Here is a 22,822-nt window from a genome sequence, read left to right as displayed (position 1 = left end):
TAGAAAATTTGCGTTCAAAACCAGAGTTTTGGAGATATTCACAGATCAATTGCCACACTTTGCTCATATTTTTTTTATCTGCTAGAATCCTGAAGAAACTATTAACTTTCGGAAAAAAATTTGGAGATAAGAATAAAATATGCTTTCCGAAAAAAGCCTTAATCCTACCATTCCGGAAGATTCTCTAGTTTTAGAAGGTTTAAGAGTTTTGCTAGTGGAAGATAATGAGGATACACAGCTCTTACTCACTTTTTTACTAGAGGATGCAGGTGCAAATGTAGTAGTCACAGGATCAGCCTATGAAGCCTTAGCAGTGTTAGAACAAATGCAACCGGATGTATTGCTGTGCGATATTGGCTTACCGGAAATAGACGGTTGTACTCTGATGCGGAAAATTAGAGCCATGTATACAAATCAATTCAAGCATATTCCGGCGATCGCTCTGACTGCTTATGCCCAAGAAACTGTTGAACAAGAAGCACTAGCTTCAGGATTTCAGGCTTACTTTGTCAAGCCCATAGAACCAATGGAATTTGTTAATTCAGTGGTAAACGTGCTGAATAACAGCTACCAAGCTCATCCTGCTTGCATGTCGCCTACTGCAATCTGATGTCAAGGATAGTGATGATAAATCTCAACTTTCATCAGAATTTGGCTATTGACAACCGAAAAAGCCAGCAAATCAGGATTGATAACAGCAAAGTTTTCCCATTTTAATTGGCACATATCATATCAGGTTTAAGCATATTTGTACACTACAAAGAGAAAGATGATCTCTAAGCAGAGTATGTCTAAATTATCTATATATATGGTAAACACCTGGTATATCTGGAGGCTTGGCACAACCAAGCCTTTTTCATCTTTTAATCGTATATAATTATACTGTAATGATAATTTACTTCGCAAAGTTGGGAAAACAGATAATATTTGGCACAATTAGAGCGATAGCAGGTTGTGACTTATTTGCATACATCCCATAGGATGATGATCTGTCATAAGAGTAGGTATAAATTATTTTAGTACGTTGTTAAGCACAGCAATGATCGAGGTTTGGCTCGCAACCAAACCTTTTTTTATTTTTAGAGACGCGATTAATCGCGTCTCTACAATTACGCAATTAATCGCGTCTCCTCATGTTCTAGCGCCTAATTATTAAATTGTGTGCATTCTCTGGCTATGGTAATTGAGAATGTTGCAAAATCTCGGTAGACTAGCTGCGCTGGCTGTAGAAAAATGTATTTTGGTGCTATATGGGTTTAATTCGCAGTCATAGTCTGCAATTGACAAGACGTAAATTTTTCCAAATTTCTGGATTGTCTGGTGCGAGTTTTTTACTTGGTGGGTGCGGTACGCCAAGTTTTGAAGATTTGGTAGGTAAACTTTCCGAACCGCTAAATCAAAGCTTAGAAACTTTGATATTTAATCCCCAAAAGCCTGTACCAGAATTTTCCCCTAGCCAAATTGAACCAAAGGCGCTAATAGTTAATACTTTTCGCAGTACGCCAATTATCGATCCGCAAAAGTATCGTTTAATTGTTGATGGTGAGGTAAATAATCCCTTAAGTTTGAGTTTGCCAGAAATTTTTGCTTTACCTCTGACTTCAATGATTATTCGCCATGTTTGTGTAGAAGGCTGGGCAGCAATTGTACAGTGGGGTGGTGTACGTCTGCAAGAAATAATTGCACTTGCTCAACCTAAAGCTAATGCCAAGTATGCTTATTTTAAATCAGCCGATGGCTACTATGAAAGTTGGGATATAGCATCAGTTTTGCATCCACAAACTTTATTAGCTTATCAAAAAAACGGTGAACCTTTACCAGTTGATAACGGTGCGCCTTTGCGTTTAGCTTCACCTATTAAATTAGGATATAAGCAAAGTAAGTGGGTAACTCAAATTACCCTGACTAATCAGTTATCAATTTTTAAAGGTTACTGGGAAGACCAAGGTTATGAATGGTATGCAGGACTGTGAAAAAGTCAGGCTAATTGAACAATCATAACAAGAAAAAGGGACAAGGGAGACAACGGAGACAAGGGAAGGGGGACAAGGGGTACAAGGAGGACAAATAAATATCACCTTCTTGACTATTGACAATTGTACAGACGCGATTAATCGCGTCTCTAACAAATGACCATTGACTATTGACCATTGACAAATGACCAATTATCTATGAAATTTTTTGATAAACTACATGATAATATTGCCCGCAATCAAAGTCTACTATTTGTAGGACTCGATCCCAATCCTGAGATGATGCCCGAACGTTATGCATCTTTAGATATTATGGATGGTTTGTGGAATTGGTTGCAATTTATTATTGCCGAAACGGCAGATTATGTCTGTGCTTATAAGCCAACTTTCGGGTTTTATGAAGCTTTAGGTATTCCCGGTTTAGAACTATTACACAAAACTTTAAAAGCTATTCCGCCACACATTCCTATTATTTTGGATGCTAAACATAGCGATTTAAATACTAGTACTATTTTGGCGCGGACTGTGTTTACAGAATGGGGTGTTGATGCTATTACACTCAGTCCTTATACCGGACAAGATCATGTGGCACCATTTCTAGTTTATCCTGATAATGCAGTATTTATTTTATGTTGTACATCTAATCCTGGTGCGGAGAGTTTACAGCAATATCCAGTCACCGAAACACCTTTATATTTGCAAGTAGTTAAAGAATCAAAAAATTGGGGAACTCCAGAACAATTAGGATTAGAAGTTGGGACTAATAATCCAGAAGTTTTGGCGTTAATTCGCGCCATTGCACCGGAAAGATTGATTATGGCTCGTAGTATTTGGGTAGAGGGTAGCAATCTCAATCAAATTGTCGCTGCTGGGTTGAATGATAATGGTACGGGGTTGATAATTCCTGTGCCTCAAGATATGCTATCGAGTCCCCAATTATCTCAAGAAATTGCAGCTTTATGCACAGAAATTAATGAATGTAAAAATAATATTAATGATGAGAATTCTACTTGTAATGTGTGGTTACCAGATGTAAGTGTTTCCAATATACATCCGCAGCAAGATTTAATTTTACAATTGTACGATATTGGCTGCATTATGTTTGGTAGCTTTGTGCAAGCATCAGGAGCAACTTTTCCTTATTACATCGATTTACGTAAAATTATTTCCAATCCGCAAGTTTTTAATCAAGTCTTGAGTGGCTATGCAAGTATTTTAGAAACACTCAATTTTGATCGGATTGCGGGTATTCCCTACGGTTCTTTACCTACAGCTACTGGTTTAGCTTTACGCCTTCATTGTCCGATGATTTTTCCCCGCAAGGAAGTTAAAGCACATGGAACTCGTAAGGTAATTGAAGGTAACTATAATCCAGGTGAAACTGTTGTGGTTGTGGATGATATTTTGATAAGTGGTAAAAGTGTGATGGAAGGCGCGGAGAAATTAAAATCTGCGGGGCTAAATGTTCAAGATATTGTTGTATTTATCGACCACGAACAGGGTGTAAAAAATAGGTTAAGCCAACATGGTTACAATAGTTATGCGGTTTTAACTCTTTCGGAAATTACAGAAACTCTGTATCAAGCAGGACGGATTAATGAGGGACAATTATTAGCTTTTAAAGAAGGGTAGTAAGTCAACAGTCAATAGTCAATAGTCAATAGTCAATAGTCAAAAGGGATGTATAGCAATCCTAAATGAATTATAAATACTTGTCTTCCTTGTCCCTTTTGTTTGCATTTCAAATAGTATTGCTATAGTTTAGCGCAAAGTACTGTTAAGAATTTCTATAATTAAAGGTGCGTTAGCCTATGGCATAACACACCCTACGCATATTTTATATTTTTTCATATCCATTACATTATATTATTGAAGAGTGTGTTAGTTGCATAGATAAATTTCTTGTAATTTGACATGCTTTTTGGGTTGAAATTTTACCTCACCAATGCTGACTAATTATGAATGCTTCTCTCAATCAACTAATTAAAATATTAATTTTTACGCTAATATTTCCTTTAATTTTTCTGAATCTATGGCTTGCATTTAAGTTTTTCCATTATTTTGAACCAATAGTAATTATTTTAGTTTTAGCAAGTTTGTTTGCTTTTATTTTAAACTATCCGGTTTCTATTTTGGAAAAACGCGGACTGCAACGTAACTATGCGATCGCATCTGTATTTATACCTGCTTTGGTAATTATACTGGCGTTAGCTGCGATATTAGTACCGATTGTTTTAGAGCAGTTTAATGAAATTGCTAAATTACTACCCCAATGGATTGATGCGAATGAGGCTAAATTTCAAAGTTTAACCGCTTGGAATGTAAGCGAAAATTTGCAAGTAAATATTGGGCAAATATTAACGCAATTAAATAATCACTTACCTGATGAGTTGCAATATTTATTTAAACATCTTTTAAGTATTATTATTGATACAATTGATAGTATTTCTGAAGCCATAGTGACAGTAGTGCTAACTTTTTATCTATTAATAGATGGTCAAAGAATTTGGGAAGGAATATTTAAAAAATTACCTGGGGATTTTGCGCAAAAAATTAAAAATTCCGTGCAACAAAATTTTCAAAACTACTTAATTGGTCAAGTTAGTTTAGGGTTGCTGATGGGAGTTTCCGAAACTTTAATGTTTTTAGCCTTTCACGTGCAGTTTGCATTACTTTTTGGCTTGGGAATTGGCGTTTTAAGCTTGATTCCTTTTGGCGATGTTGTCAGTCTGATTGTAGTGACTTTAATTATCGCCTCTCATGATTTTTGGCTAGCAGTGAAGGTGTTTGCTGTAGCTATTGTAATTGACCAGTTAATCGATCAGGCGATCGCGCCTCGGTTGTTAGGAAAGTTCACAGGACTGAGACCGATTTGGGTTATCATTTCTTTACTCATCGGCACTTATATAGGCGGATTGTTGGGTTTGTTAATTGCTGTACCCTTAGCTGGTTTAATTAAAGATGCAGCAGATGGCTTTGTATCTAATGTTTCCAGCAAGGCGATTGATGGGGAAGCTGTACCGGAGATAGGGGCTAGGGGTTAGGGGTTACAATTCCTCGAATAATTCGCCAAATAATTCTCGTACTTTTTCTTTAGCAGTTTCTAGAGTCACTTTGCCTAAATCGGTAGCTTGGTAAAGTCTTCGGTTTTGTCGCCCTATTCGCTCCTCAACAGAATACAGGTATCCCTTGCGCTCCATATCGTGTAACATCGGGTAGAGTGTTCCCGCACTAAGTTTGTAACCGTGACGCGCCAATTCTTCAATAATACCTAGACCAAAAATTGGCTCCTTAACTGCATGATGTAGAATATGCAGCCGAATCAAACTTGAATAGAACTCTCTACCATCCATCACGCAAGGCTTTGGTAACAATCAGTTAAGATTTCATTTTCCCCTATATTGAGAGACTTTCAGAAAAGTTGGTAAATGGGCATTGGGCATTGGACATTGGGCATTGGTTAGAGAAAGCTAGTTGGTAGTTTGGTTAATGAGGCAAGTAGTAAATGAGGTATGAGGTACGCACTTCGGAGTATGGCAGTGCCCATACGTGTCAACTTAAGCTTAAAACCTGTATCTATCTCGTTTCCAGCCTCTGCCTGGAAATGCATATTCGTCGGCTGCTGCCTCGAAAGCTGATAAATTGAGGCAGCAGCCCACAGATTTTCGCTCCCACGCAGAGCATGGGAGCTAGATGAAATCAGGGTTTCACGTTAAGTTGATACCAATGCCCCATGCCCTATGCCCCATGCCCTTGTACAATTAATCGTGATACATCAATGCTTTGGGCGTAAGGCTGGTGAATTTTTTTATTGGGTGTGCAGTTTGGGCTTATAAAGGATGGGTGGGGGAACTTTACCCCCAAGGTACTCGCACTGCTGAGTTTCTTTCTCTTTACAGTCGGCGGTTTACTACTGTTGAGGGTAACACCACTTTTTACGCTATCCCTAATCAAGAAACTGTCACTCGTTGGCGCACAGAAACGCCCGCAGGTTTTGAATTTTGTTTGAAATTACCGCGAATTATTACCCATGAGGGTTTATTGCAACCGCAGATTCCGGCGGCTTTAAAATTTCTTGAGGGAATGCAAGTTTTAGGTGGGCGTTTAGGGCCGATATTTGCCCAATTACCACCAAGTTATGCACCTACATTGATGACAGATTTGGTGAGTTTTTTAGAAGCTTGGCCGCATAGTGTAGCACCTCTGGCTTTAGAAGTTCGCCATCCTGACTGGTTTACAGAACCCCACGCCAGTAATTTGACAGCTTTGTTAGAAAAGTTAAATGTGGGGAGAGTGCTGTTAGATTCACGCCCTATCTATACGGGAGATGACGATCCGCAGTTGCAATCGGAGCGACGCAAGCCGAAATTACCTGTACAATTTAGCGTTACTGCGCCTTTTAGCTTGATTCGGTTTATTTCTCATCCGAATTTAGCTGTGAATCAACCTTTTATGGAAGAGTGGGTAACGCAGATTCAGCAATGGTTACAGGCGGGAGTGCGAATTTACTTCTTTGTTCATTGTCCTATAGAAGAGCGATCGCCTAACACTGCCCGTCATTTTCAAAATTTACTAGAACAGCATGGTGTCGCAGTTCCGCCTCTACCGTGGAATAACCTGGAACAACCACCAAACCAGTTAAGTTTATGGTGATTTTTCAAATTTAAATTGTCTAGCTTTAAATCAAATATTAAGTTTTTTTATGCCATCTATCGAGATGCGCAAAATAAATTAGCATTTCCCCTAGCTAATTAAGAAATTGCGATGAGATATTATACCAATATTTGACAAAAATGTAACATCTTTAAATCAATCAACCTATATTAGATCGGCTTTTCAGAGTTATTAATTAATATTAAGGAATTCAATTCAGGATTTTTTGACTTTTGCAATATATCTCATGCTTGCTTATTTTCAATAAGATGGATAATGGTAGTTATACATTTTTGTGTTCCAACACTATTCTTTCTATTTTTTCCAAAAAAAGGGGTGATAACCCCCTTTGCAAAAGGATGACATAGTTATATGCATCCTAACATTAACTGACAGAAAAATATCATCTGTTAGTATAGAAAGAATGCCATAAAAACTCAGGGAGCAGTTACACCAAAGGAGGTTGAGATGAGTCGTCTTCTTTATGAAAATTCAGTGTCATATAAAGGATATCTCATCATTCCATTCGTTTTTGGTAAAGCCGATAATTACGAAATCTATTCCTATAAATTATTGGCAGAAATTGGAGATAAGAGCCAATTTCATAAAGCAGAGAATCCAGCAGGAATTTACGGCAGTAGCATCAATAATATTATTGAGACTGCCAAGGAGCATATTAACAAAAATGCAGATTTCATCAATTGCGGGGATAGTTTTCAATCTCGCTATCTTTACCGCTACAATTTGATAATTATCTCTCAACAGGAGGGTAAATATTTTTACGACCACTACCCACCAGAGTTGCTGAATAATATTGCAGCACCAAAATTATTCAAATCCGAATTTGAATGCATCAATTGGATTAAACAAGGTCTAGAAGGTCAATATAAAGGAGTTGACCGCCAGTATATTAGACCAAGAGTAAATTAACAATACTCTTTAGGAAAATTCTATTGGCTGTTGACACTTCGACAAGCTCCCTTCGACAAGCTCAGGGCATCGCAGTGCGGCGCGGTTGACTGTTGACAGCCAAAATTGATATTTTTCACAACTGAGAATTATAGAGAGATAAAGCATTTTCGCGTAAAATTGCTGTAGCGATCGCAAAAGCTTCATCCCCTGTTAAATCCCCATCTTGAATTGCTTGTTCTAGCACTTCTTTTAATAACTGACGCCCCCATTTAGCCCCTAAATAATATAATTCGGGTATTGAATGTGCATCGGAAGAATACATTAGTTTAGTAGTTGGCGTTAATTCCAGTAATTGACCGATGGCTGCTCGCATTCCCGATACACTTAAAGAAGGTATTGCCAAACCAAAATCTAAATAAACTTGAGGATAGACAGCAGCTAAATATCCAGCTTCTTGCATGTAGGGATAAGAAGCGTGTAGTAAGACTAATGGTGCATGACGATACTGGGGTTGTTCTAAAAGCGATCGCAAATTGAGAGGATTAGCTAAACGTAAATCTAAATCTGGATCGCCAAAGCCTGTATGTAATTGTACTGGTAAGCGATATTTCGCCGCAATTAATAAAGCTTGTTGTAACAAAAAATCAATCAGAGGTTTATCAACTAAGCGTAGTGGTTGATTATTTAACTGTTGTTTAATTTCGTCAAAGCGAGATGCAGCCAGTTCAAAAGTTACAGGTTGCACGTTCAAGCCAGTACGATAACAAACAATACTCTTAAAGCCAATAACCCCCGATGGTGGGGGATCGATTTCGCTGTGAAATCTAGCGAGGAAAGAAGCAAAATCTTCGCTTTGGGGAATTAATTGTTCTGCTAGCACCTCCAACCGCAGAATTCTGCGGACAGGAATCAATTTTTCGTGCCAGGAGATAGGTAAAATACTTTCAGTTTCTAAACCATCATCGAGATAAATTGCTTCTAAATTTGCCGCTTGAAAATAAAGCTGGGTAAGCTTTTCTAAGCCTAAATTATTTCGTCGCGCTGCGATCGCACTTTCTGTAGCATCACATTCTAATAACGCGGCAATTTCCCTCAGACTGCGCCGATAAAATAAAGTATGACGCGCATGATAATTAACTATTTCCTCGTCATATCCTTCTGTAAAAGCAGCCGCAAAAGGATAACGCGCCGCTACCTCCGGGCGTAACACATTATGGGCATGTTGATCGATTAAGGGAATGTCAGCCAAATTCATCATAATTTGTCAGTTGTTAGAGACGCGATTAATCGCCTCTGTACAAAGGCTTTCAAGTCTAATATCCCATACCCAATGCCCCATGCCCAATGCCCATTACCTATGAATAAATACTGCTGTGCCTACTGATGCCCAATCAAATAACCATTTTGCATGATTTGGGGCAACATTCACGCAACCGTGACTAACGGGAGTACCAAATCTGCGATGCCAATAAGCACCGTGAATTCCGTAATTACCCTGGTAAAACATGGCATAGGGAACGTTAGGTACATCGTAGTCTCTACCACGCATTCTGGTAGATTTCAGTTTGGTTTGAATTTTAAAAGTACCTACGCGGGTAGGAGTAGATTTTTTACCTGTGGAAATAATAATTGCATAAACAGGCGTTTTACCTTCCCAAGCAATTAGCTTTTGTTTTGTCAAATCGATTTGAATCCAACGTTCCGCAGATTTTTTGAGTGTGTCGATGCTTTGGGTAGTGGTATTATCTTTTGCTTTGGCGGAAACTCCACACAGTCCTACATTTGCTACGCCTACTGTGATAGATATACTGGCAAAAATTATACCTAGACGGCGCATCAATTGACGATCAATTAAGCTTTTCATCGTAAATACACTTAAGAGAAAGCTTAGGATAAAGTTTCTGTTTTTACCCTAAAGTATTCTAACTGTTGTATCAATCTTTGCACTTTTTCGCCAATCACCAGCCAATCGCCTTCGGTAACTAAATGCTTGGGAAATAATTGACTACTTAAACCGATCGCGATCGCACCTGCTTGTAAAAATTCTTTAGCATTATCGATATTAACTCCTCCCGTGGGGATTAAAGGAATTTCGCCTAATGGCCCTTGGAGGCTTTTGATATAATTAGCGCCACCCATTGCTTCTACGGGAAAGACTTTGACACAGCTAGCGCCATAATTCCAGGCGGTAACAATTTCTGTAGGCGACAGCGCACCGGGAATAATCGGTACATCTTGCGCCACTGCGGCTTTAATCATCGCTAAATCTACATGGGGTGTAAAGAGAAATTGCGCCCCAGATGCGATCGCATCTTTTAACTGAGTGACATTAAAGAGAGTACCCGTACCAATTGTACAATGTGGTAATTCTTGACGCAGTTGGCTAATTAATTGCCCAGCGCGATCGCTATTCCAAGTAATCTCAATCAGCTGCATTCCCCCAGATGCGACAGTCAAAGCCATTTGCTTTGCCAATTCTAACTTTGACGCCCGGATAACTGCGATCGCCCGGTGTTGTTGCAATTGTGATAACCAAACTAGATTAGACATTACAATTCAAAATTCAAAATTCAAAACTTGTACTGAGCCTGTCGTTCGACGAAGTCGTTCCCGAAGGGTAGTATTCAAAATTAACAAAGCTAGATATGGGACTTACAAAAAATAAATTACCAAAATTCCGTAGTGCGAGCAGCGTTCGACTGAGCGCTGCTCGCACTACAAATTGATTGGGTATTTAAAAAATTGGATGTCCCTATCATCAGGTTTTAGTAGTATACTTGTCGCATTATTTTTGCAAATTAGTATTAAATTAGGATTGCGATATATAACAATCCGTTTATTAGCCACAAATACTTATCTTCCTTGTCCCTCCGAAGTTCTGAGCGCCGGCTTCCGGCGCTCAGACTTCTCTCCTTGTCTCCCTTGTCCTCCTTGTCCCTTTAAAATACAATGGCAGCAGAGATAGAGCGCAAATTTTTAGTCAAAGGCGATAGCTGGAGAAAGCTAGCTGAAGGTAGTCGATATGTTCAGGGATATATTTCGACAGCCAAACAAGCTACTGTTCGCGTTCGCATCGTTGGTAATCAAGGTTACTTGACAATTAAAGGGGCGACTGTCCAATATAGCAGATCGGAGTTTGAGTACCCTATCCCTGTAGAAGACGCGCAAGAAATGCTCGATACTTTATGCGATCGCCCTTTAATTGAGAAAACGCGCTACAAAATTCCATACGGTAATTTGATTTGGGAAATCGATGAATTTGAAGGTGTCAACAAAGGGCTAATAATTGCAGAAGTTGAACTCACTGACGAAAAACAACAAATTGAACTACCAGATTGGATTGGTGAAGAGGTTTCCGATAATCCCAAGTATTACAACAGTAATTTAGTCAAACATCCTTTTTCTCAATGGTAATTGTTGACTGTTGACGGTTGACGGTTGACTGGAAATACAGATTTTTTGGGGAATAAATTTCTTTACCCATTAGCCATCCTCAAAATCTTGAGTCTACTTTAGTAGACTTGGGCTATTAGCCTGAGAATTTATTCTCAGGCGGATGACAAAGCTAAGAAAGAGGCTATTTTTTGCTTAATTTGAACACTGCCATGCCCTCTAGAATATATCGACTTACCGCCAACAATATTTAAATTGTTAGACAATTTTTTGGGTGAATTCATAGTCAGAACTTTAGTTTTTGATTTAAGGACTAAAGTTACAGAATATTTCCCGTAAATGAGGTACGCGCTTCAGGGCATGGCAGTGCCAGTGCCCCTACAATCAACGATAATCTGTACCTCACCAACGGGCAATCTGCTGTATGACTAGGAAATCCCTTTAGGTTGGCGATAAATCTAAGATAAAGCCTGAATAAACTTTTCTACTTTTTCGAGCAATGGTTGATATTCGATTTGTTTAGCTAGTTCCTGGGCGTTGTTGTAGCAAGAGAGAGCCAATTTTTTGCGTCTTCTTTTAGCGTACAGGCTACCCATATTTAACAAAGTAGAACCTTCCCCTAAGCGATCGCCTAATTCTTGATAAATGGCTACAGCTTGTTTATAGCATTTCAGTGCTTGCCAATGATTTGCGACATTATTGTAGGCGAAACCAAGGTTATTGAGGGTTGTAGCTTCTCCGGCTCTGTCTTTTAATGCTCTACGTGTTAATAGCACTTGATGGTAAATCAACAATGCTTGTTTAGGTTCTCCTAAATCGTTATACATAGAAGCAATATTATTCATGGTGGTAGCTTCGCCAACTAAATTTTTGACGGCGCGTTGAATTGGTAACGCAGCTTCAAAATATTCTAGAGCTTGCTGATAATCGCCTAAAGTACTGTAGGCAAAGCCAATTCCATTAAGTGTAGTGGCTTCACCAGAAAAATCTCCCAGCAAGCGCCGCATTCTTAAAATTTGGTTTTGCAGTAATAGCGATCGCTTTGGTTCTCCTAATTTGGTGTAAATCAACGCCACATCATTGAGTGTGGAGATTTCACCTTGAGGATCTTCTAATTTGCGGAAAATTTGCAGCGCACCTTCAAAATACTCTAGTGCGGGCGAAAACATGCCTAAACGGCTGTAGGTAGAGCCTAAATTACTCATTGCTGTGGCTTCAGCTCGCAAATTGCCAAATTCCCGCGCTACTTCCAAAGCCTCAGTAAAACAATCTAATGCTCTTTGAGTTTGCCAGCAACCGAGGTGACCTAAACCTATGTCATTTAATGTATGACCTTCTCTGGCTCGATCGGGAATAATCCGAGCTAACTTAAGATTTTCGGTAGCTAGTGCGAGATATTCTTGAAATTCTCCCCGCTTATAATAGCGGCTTGCCCGATTGCGACGTTGTTCCCATTCGCTAACTGGATTTAAAGGTTGCGTCATCTGACCTCGGTTGCACTAAAGATAAAGATAGGCTGTTTTGATTAAGCAAATTGATTTGAGAATTAACCTCTCTCAAGTAATAATTCCCAAATTTAAGTTAACCATTATTCTCTATCTTTAGATATAAGACGTAAATAGAGGTGATATGGTATAATTACATACTTATTTTAACTTCCTCAAAAAAGCCCTAGCTAAAAACCACAAATGCTTACAGGGCAAGCTTTGTCAGAATTCATAGCAGTTCCCAGCTTTCAGGATTAAGAACCAGCAAAATATAATTGTTTTAAGTTTAATCTTGGTTTTATTTCGCGATCGCTCACAAATACTGTTGGCTATTTGTAATCTATAATACAGTCAAATATTTTATTGCTGAGTGTCCAAATTAACATAAAAATAAATTTTGCCGGGAATAAACTCAAGCAGGAACTTTCACGACTTTACCCAATTCTCATAACTTACAAATTCAATCTATCTATTTATATGCGTTTACCTATTTTTATAAGTGCAGGGTTATTACTTGCACTGAGCTTAAATGCGCCAGTGCTGTCTCTACCTGCAAGTCCAGCACCGCAATCAGCAACAATTGCTAACTCACAGCTAAAGCAATTAACAACGAACCGTCAGTTATGGAAAAAGCAAAATATTCGTAACTATCGGTATACATTTAGCCGCAGTTGCTTCTGCGCACCCAAAGCTAGCGGGCCGATTAGCGTCACGGTGAGAAAAGGACGTACAAGTTACCTAACTGATGCGACAGGTAAACCTGTAGAGCGAGAATTGTTCCAACAATACGATACAGTTCCCAAGCTATTTAATATCATTGAAGATGCGATCGCCAAAAAAGCATCTAACCTGACTGTACAGTACGATGCTAAATTGGGCTATCCTACCCAAATTAACATCGACTACAACAGTCAAATAGCTGATGAAGAAATCTATCTCACCGTCGAGAATTTGCAAAAAATTAAGAGATAAACTTCGTCCATTTTCAAAACTGGAGTAGTGCGGGCAGCGTTCGACTGAGCGCTCACGCCGAAGTCTTGCCCGCTACTACCACCAGGGAGCAAGATGCTCCCACTACGCATGAAAAGCTATGGTTCTCAAATACGAATTACGAATTATTCTGACTTCTCCCATAAACTTTGATAGCCAGTCACAATCCGGCTACCATCCTTGAGGACATGAATCTCTATTTGATCGCTAGCCCAAGAAATTTTATCTTGGAACTCAGGATTAAAAATATGCACTCGTTGATTGCTAGAAGAAACGGGAGAAGTTGGGGAATGAATTGCCAAAGACTCGACAAAAGGCCCGTCAATTAAAATATCTAGTTGTTCTAATAAATCTTGCGCGCCAGGTGGAGCCGATTCCGATTGTAATAACTTCAGAGTAAATCCTGTAAAAGACATAACATTTAACCCAGCCGCTTTGACCTTTTTAGCTAAAGCTGCTAATGCAGGTGCTTGCCAAAATGGTTCGCCACCAGAAAAAGTTACACCTGTATTTTTGGGGTTTTTGAGAATATTTTCTGCCAGAGTATCAACAGTAATTAATTGATTAATTTCAAATGGCCAAGAAGCCGTATTAAAACAACCAGGACATTCTCTCAGACAACCTTGTACCCAAACCACTGCACGACAACCAGGCCCGTTGACTTCTGATTCATCAACATAACCCATGATGTTTAAATACTCAGGGGGAATTTCTATTAGTGGTAGCGATGGGCTGCTAAATTTTGTTTCCATCTCTTTCCTCCTTCAAAGCGTTAATAAAGTTAAGCCATAGCCGGGTAACTTACCGGAATATTAATGGCGTCATGAATTTGAGTAGCAAGAGCCGTCAGGATGTCAGGGCTGACACATTTGAGGTTTTGCACCAGGTAAGGACTAGATGGGGCAATATTATTACCACGTGCTTCTAATTTCCTGACCAAAACGCGCGGACGGGAAGGCAGATTAATTTGAATTTCATCGGGTTTGAGACGCTGAATAATTTCGATATAATCCTCTACCATGTCGGGTGTCCAACGAGACAAAACCATTGTTTGAATAGCCAAATGTCCTGAGTATTCTTGCCGAAATTGCTCGATTCCCGCTAATATATCTGGTAGATTAATTGTCTCTACAGGACGATTAATTCGCTGCAATTGATTTGACGAAACTGCATCTAATTTTGCGGCTACTATATCTGCTACTTTTAACGCATTCCGAACTGTTGGATCGTGCAACATCGTACTATTAGTTAAAACTACTGTCGGTAGTCTAGTAATTTTCTTAACAACCCCAATAATTTTTTCTAAATTTAATGCTAGGGTAGGCTCGCCACTACCGCTTAAAGTCACTACATCTACCCGATCTAAAGGTAATCTTGTGCGCAGATCGTCAAGAATTTGCATTGTTGGCACAAAAACTTGGCGTTCCGCAGTACTGGCTTGAATTTTTCCCAGCTGACAATAAACACAGTTAAAAGAACAAGTAGATACCGAACAAATGGGATCGATCCCTAGCGATCGCCCAAATCGCCAAGAATTTACCGGGCCATAAACCGTACAATCATGGGGTTGTGGTTTAGATAAAGTTGTACTCATACTTGCCGCTTCCTAAAATCAAACATACACTGGTATCAAAAATCTATTTAAAATTTAGATTCACTACAAATTTATCTCCAGAATTTGAGGAACTTGTGAGGGTATGGACATTGGGTATGGGGCATTGGGTATAGGGCATGGGGCATTGGGCATTGGGCATTGGGCATGGGGAATTTTGAATTATTTGTCTGCCTTTTCTGGCTTTGCCATCTTGATGCTGTCCCAGGGTTTTATGTACTGCTAATTAGCTACTCCTGATGGCAATCAAATCTGGAGCGATGATGGGAAATTCACTAAACAATTGGTATGGCGAATAATAATCAGCAATTTACAATCTTGTTGGTAGATAGCAAGCCCGAAACCGGGATTTTTTTGGCAAATATTCTTGCTGCTCCAGATTATCACTTGCAAGAGGTAACTTCTGGGAATTTAGCTCTTACAGCAGCGCTTGCTTCTCCTCCTCAGATGATTTTGCTGGATGTTGTTTTGCCAGATATGCAGAGTTATGAAGTCTGGCAAGAGTTGCAATCTCACAAAGCAACTAAGTATATACCAGTAATTTTTCTAGGTTTTGATGCAGATTTAGTTAAGAAAATCCAGCCGAATAAAATAGATTTAGTTGATTTTATTGCCAAACCACTGCGGCGTGAAGAAGTTTTATTACGGCTACACAAACAATTAAATTTGCAAAAAGTTAAAGCTAGATTTCACGAACACCATCAGCAACTCATCCAAAGAAAACAGCAAGTCATCAAACAAAATCGGCATAATCAATCTATTTTAGATGCTACCAAAGTTGGGATCTGCCTCACCGATGAAAATGGCTATTTTGTCGAAGTCAATCAAGATTATTGCCAGATGTATGGCTGGGAACGGGAGGAACTGATAGGACAACCATTTACAGTACATTATGGCAATTTAACATTTAGTGAAAAAGCCCATTTAATTCAGCAATATAAAAATTTTCTGGCTTTGAATACCCAACCAGAAAAACGGGAATTTACTATTACCCGTAAAGATGGTTCGCGGTTAAATGTTGAGATGATTCAGGCGATTTGTCAAAAGGATTATGGCAAATTTGTGGTGACAACGCTGATTGATATTAGCACCCATCAAGCAACACAAACTAGACAAAAATCTCGCGAACGTTACTTAGCCGCCTTGGGACAAATTCAACACCAGTTATTAAGTTTTGATGGTAGCAGTAAATACTACAAAAAAATCGTAGAAATTCTCGGGCCAATCACTAAAGCTAGTCGTGTATATATTTATGAGCAACGTCCAGGAATTGCGAGTAACTTTGCAATTAGCCAATGTGGGGAATGGTGCGCGCCCGGAATTCCGCCGAAAATTCTCCACCCAACCCGCAAAACTGTGTCTGCTGAGGATTTTTCCCTGCGTTGGGCGACTTTATTAACTCAAGGAGAAGCGATCGCGGAAATTGTCACAGAATGTCCAGACTTAGAACGGGGAAAGTTAGAACTGCAAGGCGTTTTCGCGATTTTGATGTTACCGATAATTGTTAACGGTGAGTTTGTTGGTTTGATTGGCTTTGATAACTGTGTAGAAGTTCGCGGTTGGGAAACTGCGGAGATTTCTATATTACAAGCAATCGCCAACGCGATCGCCATCGCTCACCAACGCAAACAAGCCGAAGATAACCTAAAAGCCCAAATCATCCAACTTCAGCAAGAAATTAGCGTCAGCGAAGCTTCCCGCAAAGCGCGTCTCGTCGCTCTCAAATCTAGCGAAGGTAAATATCGTCAGCTAGTTGAGACATCCCAAGATATGATTTGGTCTGTGGATGTGGATGGTGTGATTAATTTTGTCAATCCAGCTGTTAAACAGTTTTTTGGTTACGAACCGGAAGAGATGATTGGGCGTAACTTTACTGATTTTATTTTGCCAGAGCAAGTGGCACTGATTCAACAAAAGTTCGCCAGTCTCTTGCGCGGAGAGTCTATTTTTCATGAGGAAGTTAGCTGTTTTGCCCAAGACGGGAGCATTTTATATTTAACAATTAATGCGATCGCTGTCCAAAATCATGATGACGATGTTGTAGGCATCACTGGTACAGCTAGTAATATTACTGAGCGCAAACGTGCTGAACAAGCACTGCATACCAGCGCCCTTAAACTTTTGCAGCATAACTTGGTGTTAACAGAGTTAGCTAAAAATCAAGTGCTGTATCAAGAAGACTTGAAAGCGGCTGTGAGAGAAATTACCGAAGTCGGTGTGAGAAATCTGGAAGTAGAACGAGCTAGCGTTTGGCTGTATGGGGAAAACGATAATATTTTGCAATGTGTAGATTTATTTACCCACAGTCAACAGCAACATAGTCAAGGAAATTCCCTGTGCGCCACAGATTATCCCCATTATTTTCAAGCTTTGCACTCAGATCCGATTATTGTTGCCCATGAAGCGGCTACAGATCCGCGCACCAAAGAATTTTTAGATTCTCACCTGACGCCATTTAACATCACTTCTATGCTGAATACACCAATCAGGCTAGGAGGTAAGACTGTTGGCGTTTTATGCTTAGAAACAGTGGCAATTCCCCATCATTGGACATTAGAAGACCAAAATTTTGCCCGTTCTTTAGGTAATTTAGTTTCTTTAGCTCTAGAAGCCAGGGAACGCCGCCGTGCAGAAGCAGCTAGGCGCATGTCCGAAGAGAAATTAGGCTCGGCTTTGCGCTCCTCTCCCGATCCGATTAGCCTCAGTACATTTCCTGACATGCGCTATATCGAAGTTAACGATAGTTTCTGTACATTTTTTGGCTATTCTCGCTCTCAGGTAATTGGACATACCAGCGCAGAATTAGGAATTTGGGCGAATCCCGAAGAGTCTAATTTTCTGCGCCAAATGTTAGAACAAACAAAGGTACTCCGCAATCATGAAGTAGATATTCGCACTGCAGGCGGGGAAATTAAGACAACGCTGTTAAGTGCGGAAATGAGCGAAATTGATGGACAAAAGTACATCTTGGGTACAGCTAAAGACATCACTGAACGCAAGCAAGCAGAAAACGAAAGTCGGTTATTGCTGTTGACAACTCAAGCTATGACACGCGCCATAGATGTTAACAGCGCTTTATCTATGGTTTTACGCCTAATTTGCCAAAATATCGACTGGGATTTTGGCGAAGCCTGGATACCTAGTGATGACGGCGCGATTTTAGAACATAGTTTAGGCTGGTATGGCGATCGCAACAATTTAGAAGAATTTTGCTTAGAAAGTAAAAGCCTGAAATTAGCTTTGGGTGAAGGTTTACCGGGGAGAGTTTGGCAAAGCAAGCAGCCAGAATGGATTGAGGATATTTCTCGTGTTGCTCAACCAATTTTTTTGCGATCGCCCCAAGCCACTAACCTGGGATTAAAAGCTGTCTTTGGCGTACCGATTATCGCCGCTAACAAAGTCTTAGCCCTGTTAGTCTTCTTTAAAAGTACCGCTATGTCAGTTGATAAGCGGTTGCTCTTGTTAGTCGGTGCGGTAGCTTCCCAATTAGGCGGATTAATTCAACGCAAACAAGTAGAAGCAGCCCATAGAAAAAGCGAAGAACGTTTACAGTTAGCCTTAGAAGCTAGCGATTTAGGTTTGTGGGATTGGGATTTTACCAGTGGGAGAATCTACCGAGATTGGCGCTGGAAAAAAATGCTCGGTTATACAGAAGATGAAATTGAAGAAAATCAACAAGCTTTTGAAGAATTAGTTCATCCCGAAGATTTAGCCGCAGTACAATCAGCTTTAGAAAACCATCTTCAAGGCGCTACTTCTGTTTATGAAGCAGAATTTCGGATGCGTTGCGCTTCTGGGATTTGGAAGTGGATTCAAACGCGCGCCCAAATTTTTGAACGCGACGAACAAGGTATACCCTTGCGAATGACAGGTACTCACAAAGATATTACCGAACGCAAAACCTTAGAAAGAGAAATCGCCCTTAGAGAAGCGCGCCTCAACGCCTTTTTCTCTGGTGCGCCTGTGGGGATGGATATTTTAGATAAACAACTGCGGTTTGTGCAAATCAATGAATTAATGGCAGAAATTCACGGAAAACCGCAAAAAAACCACATTGGCAGAACTATATATGAAGTTGTGCCCCAAATGGCTCCGTTTGTAGCTCCATTTTACAAACAAGTACTACTCACCGGTCAAGCAATTCTCAATTTAGAAGTCAGTATTCCCTCAACGAAAAAACCAGAGATTGTGCGTCACTTTTTGGTTTCTTATTTTCCCATACCCGGCGAAGACGATCGCCCCTTGGGTGTGGGAACGGTAATGGTAGAAATTAGCGATCGCAAATATGCAGAACAAAAACTGCGGTTAGCCAACGAACGCTTACAATATCTGCTGACTTCTAGCCCTGTAGTTATCTATAGCAGCAAAATCTCCGGGGATTTTGGGCATACATTTATGAGTGAGAACGTGAAAACCATGCTTGGCTATGAAGCGCGGGAATTTCTGGAAAATCCCAATTTTTGGTTGCGTCACGTTCACCCAGAAGATGTTGAGTATATCTTGAGCAAATTTTCTCTGTTATTTGAGCAAGAATACAGTTCCTATGAATATCGCTTTTTACATGCTGATGGTACATATCATTGGTTATATGAGCAAGTCAGGTTAATTCGCGATGAAGCCGGAAAGCCGATAGAATGTGTTGGTTACTGGGCAGATGTAAATGCGCGAAAATTAGCAGAATTAGCCTTGCAAGCCAGCCAACAACGCTATCAACTCTTAGCTGAAGCCTCGCCAGCTTGTATTTTTCACACCGATGTTGATGGCAATGTTTTATATTTAAATCAACGCTGGACGGAAATTACTGGACTTTCCTTAGCCGAATCTCTGCGTAAAGCTTGGACAAAAGCCATACATATTGAGGATCGGCGGCGCGTTGTCAACAAATGGAAGCAAGCCAGAGCCGCTAAAACTGGGTATAAACTAGAATATCGCATTTTACGTACTAATGGGGCAATTGTCTGGGTATTATCCCAATGTTTGCCGGAAATAGGCGATGATGGCGAAATTAAAGGTTATATCGGTACAGTCACAGATATTACCGAGAGAAAACTTGCAGAAGAAGCCTTAAAAGAAAGTGCAGAACGCGAAAAAGCGATCGCCCAAGTAATTCAAAGAATGCGGCAAACCTTGGATTTAGAGACAATATTTGCCGCTACCACCCAAGAATTACGCCAAGTTTTAGATTGCGATCGCGTCGCTGTTTACCGTTGCGATTTAGAAAGTAATGGGGAATTTGTCTCTGAATCTGTAGAAAATGGTTGGATTTCCTTACTTGAACTCCAAGCCAAATACCCCAATCTGAAACTAGAGAGCGATCGGGGAATAATGACATTATTAATGAATGCAGATATCCTACCCAATACCGATTTATCCGCAGAACAAAACCTGACTTATCAATGTATAGAAGATATTTATCACGCTGGATTTCCCCCAGAAACCATCAATTTACTAGAGCGCTTTCAAGCCAAAGCTTATATTACAGTACCCATATTATGCGGCGATAAACTTTGGGGATTATTAACAAGTTATCAAAATTCTCACCCCCGCCAATGGAAAACCGAAGAAATTAATATTGCTGTACAAATTGGTAATCAATTAGGAGTGGCTTTACAGCAAGTACAACTATTAGCCCAAACCCAAAGTCAATCACAAGCATTACAAGCAGCCGTTGTTGCTGCTGATGCCGCCAATCGTGCTAAAAGCGAATTTCTCGCTAACATGAGTCATGAATTGCGCACCCCCCTCAACGCCATTTTAGGTTTCACGCAAATCATGAGCCGTGAAAATTCTTTATCTCACGAACATCAGCAACATTTAGCAATTATTAATCGTGCAGGCGAACATTTATTGAGCTTAATTAATGACATTTTAGAAATGTCAAAAATTGAAGCTGGGAGAAGCACTTTAAATATTAGCAGTTTTAACTTAATCAACCTGTTAAACAGCTTAGAAAAAATGTTGCACTTGCGTGCAGGTGCTAAGAACCTAGAGTTAATATTTGAATATGCCCCTAATATTCCCCAATACATCCAAACCGATGAAAGTAAATTGCTGCAAGTTCTCCTCAATCTCTTAGGTAATGCTATCAAGTTTACTCATCAAGGCAGCGTGATCTTACGAGTTTATAGTACAGCTTTAGAAGCAGCAGAAAATCCCCCTCATCCCTCCCGTATCTTCTTTGAAGTCGAAGATACCGGACTCGGTATTGCACCCCAAGAAATTAACTTATTATTTGAAGCCTTTGGACAAACTGAAACCGGGAGAAAATCCCAACAAGGAACCGGATTAGGGTTAGCAATTAGCCGAAAATATGTAGAAATGATGGGGGGAGATATTACTGTTACCAGTATTTTAGGTGAAGGTAGTAAATTTACCTTTGATATTGAAATTCATCCCGCCTCAGCCAGCGAAATTCAGCTTCAAGCAACAAAATCTGTAGTCATTGGTTTAGAACCGCCCCACAAAGAATATCGCATTTTAGTAGTTGACGATGCCGCCGAAAGCCGTCTTGTGTTAGTGCAATTACTTACATCTATTGGATTTAAAGTATGGGAAGCTACCAATGGAGAAGAAGCGATCGCACTTTGGCAAGAATACCAACCCCAGCTAATCTTAATGGATATGCGAATGCCTGTAATGGATGGTTATGAAGCCACAAGAGTCATTAAAGCTACCGAATCTCAAAATCCCCCAGCCCAGCAGCAGACAATTATTATTGCCTTAACCGCCAACGCTTTTGAAGAACAACGAGCCGCCATAATCCAAGCCGGTTGTGATGACTTAATTAACAAACCATTCCGCGAAGAAATTCTCCTAGAAAAACTCAGCCAATATTTACGAGTCAAATACCTTTATCAACAAGAAACCCATCAATTAACAACAGCAAGGCAAACATCAGCGCAAATGCTACCACCTGCTGATTTAATTCCTTCATTATCGCAAATGTCAACTGCATGGTTAAAAGAACTTTACCATGCCGCCGCTCAATGTAGTGACGATATGATCCTAAACTTGCTCAATCAAATTACCTCAGATAACGATGAATTAAAAACCTATCTTAGTGACTTAGCAAATAACTTCCAATTTGAGAGAATCATGGAGTTAACAGATAAATTAGATATCCAAGATGGCTAGTTACAAATTTTTAACCATTTGGGAGATTGAAGCACCCATTACACAAGTTTGGGATGTCATTAACCATTCCGAACAATGGCCAAGTTGGTGGAATGCAGTGGAAAGTGTAGTTGAAATTGCACCAGGGGAACCTTCTGGAATTGACAATATCCGCCGCTTCACATGGAAAACGCCCCTCGCTTATAAACTTGCTTTTAACACTCGTATAACTCGCATCCAACCACCCAATTTATTAGAACTAGTTGCGAATGGTGAAGTAGAAGGAATAGGTTTATGGGAATTAGCAGCAGTTGATAAAGTAACTATTGCTCGCTACACTTGGACTGTCAAAACAACCAAACCCTGGATGAATATACTAGCTAGATTGATTCGACCATTAATGGAATGGAATCATAACGAGATTATGCGTCAAGGTGGAGAGGGAATAGCTAAACTTTTGGATGCACGACTAATTGCTAATAAATCCGAGAACTTGACTTAAAAGATGTTTTAAAAGTATTTAATACTCTCTCCTCGTAGGAGAGAGGTTTGGATAGAGATCGTATCTTATTCGTCAAACTCACGTTTTACCAAGATTTCCATTAATTGCGAGTTTAGGCACTAATTCAAATAATATTTGCGACAAATAAATTCTTTGTAGGGAACATCCACAATCTTTCGGTATCTCA

Annotated in this window: 17 protein-coding genes; 10 read left to right on the top strand and 7 right to left on the bottom strand. The window is 39.8% G+C overall.

The genetic code is table 11. The features are described from left to right. Positions 1 to 139 precede the first annotated feature (139 nt). From AACW45_RS09745 to AACW45_RS09730, 4 genes are all read left to right on the top strand, one after another. The gene (locus AACW45_RS09745) at positions 140 to 610 is read left to right on the top strand and encodes a response regulator (RefSeq protein WP_190632793.1); all 471 of its coding nucleotides are present in this window, start codon (positions 140 to 142) and stop codon (positions 608 to 610) included. A gap of 640 nt (positions 611 to 1,250) precedes the next feature. Then, positions 1,251 to 1,973: a molybdopterin-dependent oxidoreductase gene (locus AACW45_RS09740; protein WP_190632792.1), complete on the top strand. Its 723-nt coding sequence runs from the start codon at positions 1,251 to 1,253 to the stop codon at positions 1,971 to 1,973. 198 nt (positions 1,974 to 2,171) lie between these two features. Next, on the top strand, positions 2,172 to 3,605 hold the full coding sequence (locus AACW45_RS09735) for a bifunctional orotidine-5'-phosphate decarboxylase/orotate phosphoribosyltransferase (RefSeq protein WP_190632791.1): 1,434 nt from the start codon (positions 2,172 to 2,174) through the stop codon (positions 3,603 to 3,605). A gap of 326 nt (positions 3,606 to 3,931) precedes the next feature. Beyond that, the gene (locus AACW45_RS09730) at positions 3,932 to 5,017 is read left to right on the top strand and encodes an AI-2E family transporter (RefSeq protein ID WP_190632790.1); all 1,086 of its coding nucleotides are present in this window, start codon (positions 3,932 to 3,934) and stop codon (positions 5,015 to 5,017) included. A 3-nt stretch (positions 5,018 to 5,020) separates the two neighbouring features. On the opposite strand, the gene AACW45_RS09725 is transcribed toward AACW45_RS09730, so the two are convergent. Next, complete coding sequence (locus AACW45_RS09725; RefSeq protein WP_242045500.1) at positions 5,021 to 5,347, bottom strand: PadR family transcriptional regulator; 327 nt, start codon at positions 5,345 to 5,347, stop codon at positions 5,021 to 5,023. Between the two features lie 424 nt (positions 5,348 to 5,771). On the opposite strand from AACW45_RS09725, the gene AACW45_RS09720 reads away from it, so the two are divergent. Further along, the gene (locus tag AACW45_RS09720) at positions 5,772 to 6,626 is read left to right on the top strand and encodes a DUF72 domain-containing protein (protein ID WP_190632789.1); all 855 of its coding nucleotides are present in this window, start codon (positions 5,772 to 5,774) and stop codon (positions 6,624 to 6,626) included. Between the two features lie 468 nt (positions 6,627 to 7,094). Beyond that, a complete protein-coding gene (locus AACW45_RS09715; RefSeq protein ID WP_190632788.1) occupies positions 7,095 to 7,556 on the top strand; it encodes a hypothetical protein in 462 nt (153 codons plus the stop codon). A gap of 115 nt (positions 7,557 to 7,671) precedes the next feature. Here AACW45_RS09715 and AACW45_RS09710 read toward each other — a convergent pair whose 3' ends face one another. The 3 genes from AACW45_RS09710 to AACW45_RS09700 all read right to left on the bottom strand — a co-directional run bounded on the left by AACW45_RS09710 (position 7,672) and on the right by AACW45_RS09700 (position 10,088). Next, entirely contained in the window at positions 7,672 to 8,796 is a 1,125-nt protein-coding gene (locus AACW45_RS09710; protein ID WP_242045501.1) for an amidohydrolase family protein, read from the bottom strand. Positions 8,797 to 8,889: 93 nt separating this feature from the next. Beyond that, complete coding sequence (locus AACW45_RS09705; RefSeq protein WP_190632787.1) at positions 8,890 to 9,402, bottom strand: L,D-transpeptidase; 513 nt, start codon at positions 9,400 to 9,402, stop codon at positions 8,890 to 8,892. 23 nt (positions 9,403 to 9,425) lie between these two features. After that, positions 9,426 to 10,088, bottom strand: a complete 663-nt coding sequence (locus AACW45_RS09700; protein ID WP_190632786.1) for a bifunctional 4-hydroxy-2-oxoglutarate aldolase/2-dehydro-3-deoxy-phosphogluconate aldolase — start codon at positions 10,086 to 10,088, stop codon at positions 9,426 to 9,428. 399 nt (positions 10,089 to 10,487) lie between these two features. Between AACW45_RS09700 and AACW45_RS09695 the strand changes: the two genes are divergently transcribed. Further along, positions 10,488 to 10,952 (top strand): CYTH domain-containing protein, encoded by a 465-nt coding sequence (locus AACW45_RS09695; RefSeq protein ID WP_190632785.1) that lies wholly within the window; start codon positions 10,488 to 10,490, stop codon positions 10,950 to 10,952. A 437-nt stretch (positions 10,953 to 11,389) separates the two neighbouring features. On the opposite strand, the gene AACW45_RS09690 is transcribed toward AACW45_RS09695, so the two are convergent. Further along, complete coding sequence (locus AACW45_RS09690; RefSeq protein ID WP_190632784.1) at positions 11,390 to 12,415, bottom strand: tetratricopeptide repeat protein; 1,026 nt, start codon at positions 12,413 to 12,415, stop codon at positions 11,390 to 11,392. Between the two features lie 480 nt (positions 12,416 to 12,895). Between AACW45_RS09690 and AACW45_RS09685 the strand changes: the two genes are divergently transcribed. After that, positions 12,896 to 13,390, top strand: a complete 495-nt coding sequence (locus tag AACW45_RS09685) for a DUF6174 domain-containing protein (protein WP_190632783.1) — start codon at positions 12,896 to 12,898, stop codon at positions 13,388 to 13,390. Positions 13,391 to 13,533: 143 nt separating this feature from the next. On the opposite strand, the gene AACW45_RS09680 is transcribed toward AACW45_RS09685, so the two are convergent. Then, positions 13,534 to 14,160 carry a 4Fe-4S single cluster domain-containing protein gene (locus tag AACW45_RS09680; protein ID WP_190632782.1) on the bottom strand — a complete coding sequence of 209 codons (627 nt, stop codon included), beginning with the start codon at positions 14,158 to 14,160 and terminating at the stop codon, positions 13,534 to 13,536. A 29-nt stretch (positions 14,161 to 14,189) separates the two neighbouring features. Then, positions 14,190 to 15,002, bottom strand: coding sequence for a radical SAM protein (locus AACW45_RS09675; RefSeq protein WP_190632781.1), 813 nt, complete (start codon positions 15,000 to 15,002; stop codon positions 14,190 to 14,192). Positions 15,003 to 15,308: 306 nt separating this feature from the next. Here AACW45_RS09675 and AACW45_RS09670 point away from each other — a divergent pair, with 306 nt between their 5' ends. Further along, entirely contained in the window at positions 15,309 to 22,154 is a 6,846-nt protein-coding gene (locus AACW45_RS09670) for a PAS domain S-box protein (protein ID WP_190632780.1), read from the top strand. Then, positions 22,147 to 22,635 (top strand): SRPBCC family protein, encoded by a 489-nt coding sequence (locus tag AACW45_RS09665; protein WP_190632779.1) that lies wholly within the window; start codon positions 22,147 to 22,149, stop codon positions 22,633 to 22,635. The genes AACW45_RS09670 and AACW45_RS09665 overlap by 8 nt, the downstream gene beginning before the upstream one ends. Positions 22,636 to 22,822 lie beyond the last annotated feature (187 nt).

The organism is Calothrix sp. FACHB-168, from assembly GCF_963889195.1.
GTDB classification, from domain to species: Bacteria; Cyanobacteriota; Cyanobacteriia; order Cyanobacteriales; family Nostocaceae; genus Aulosira; species Aulosira anomala_A.
The sequence above is the reverse complement of the archived record's forward strand: the minus strand, read 5'-3'. Positions and strand labels throughout refer to the sequence as shown.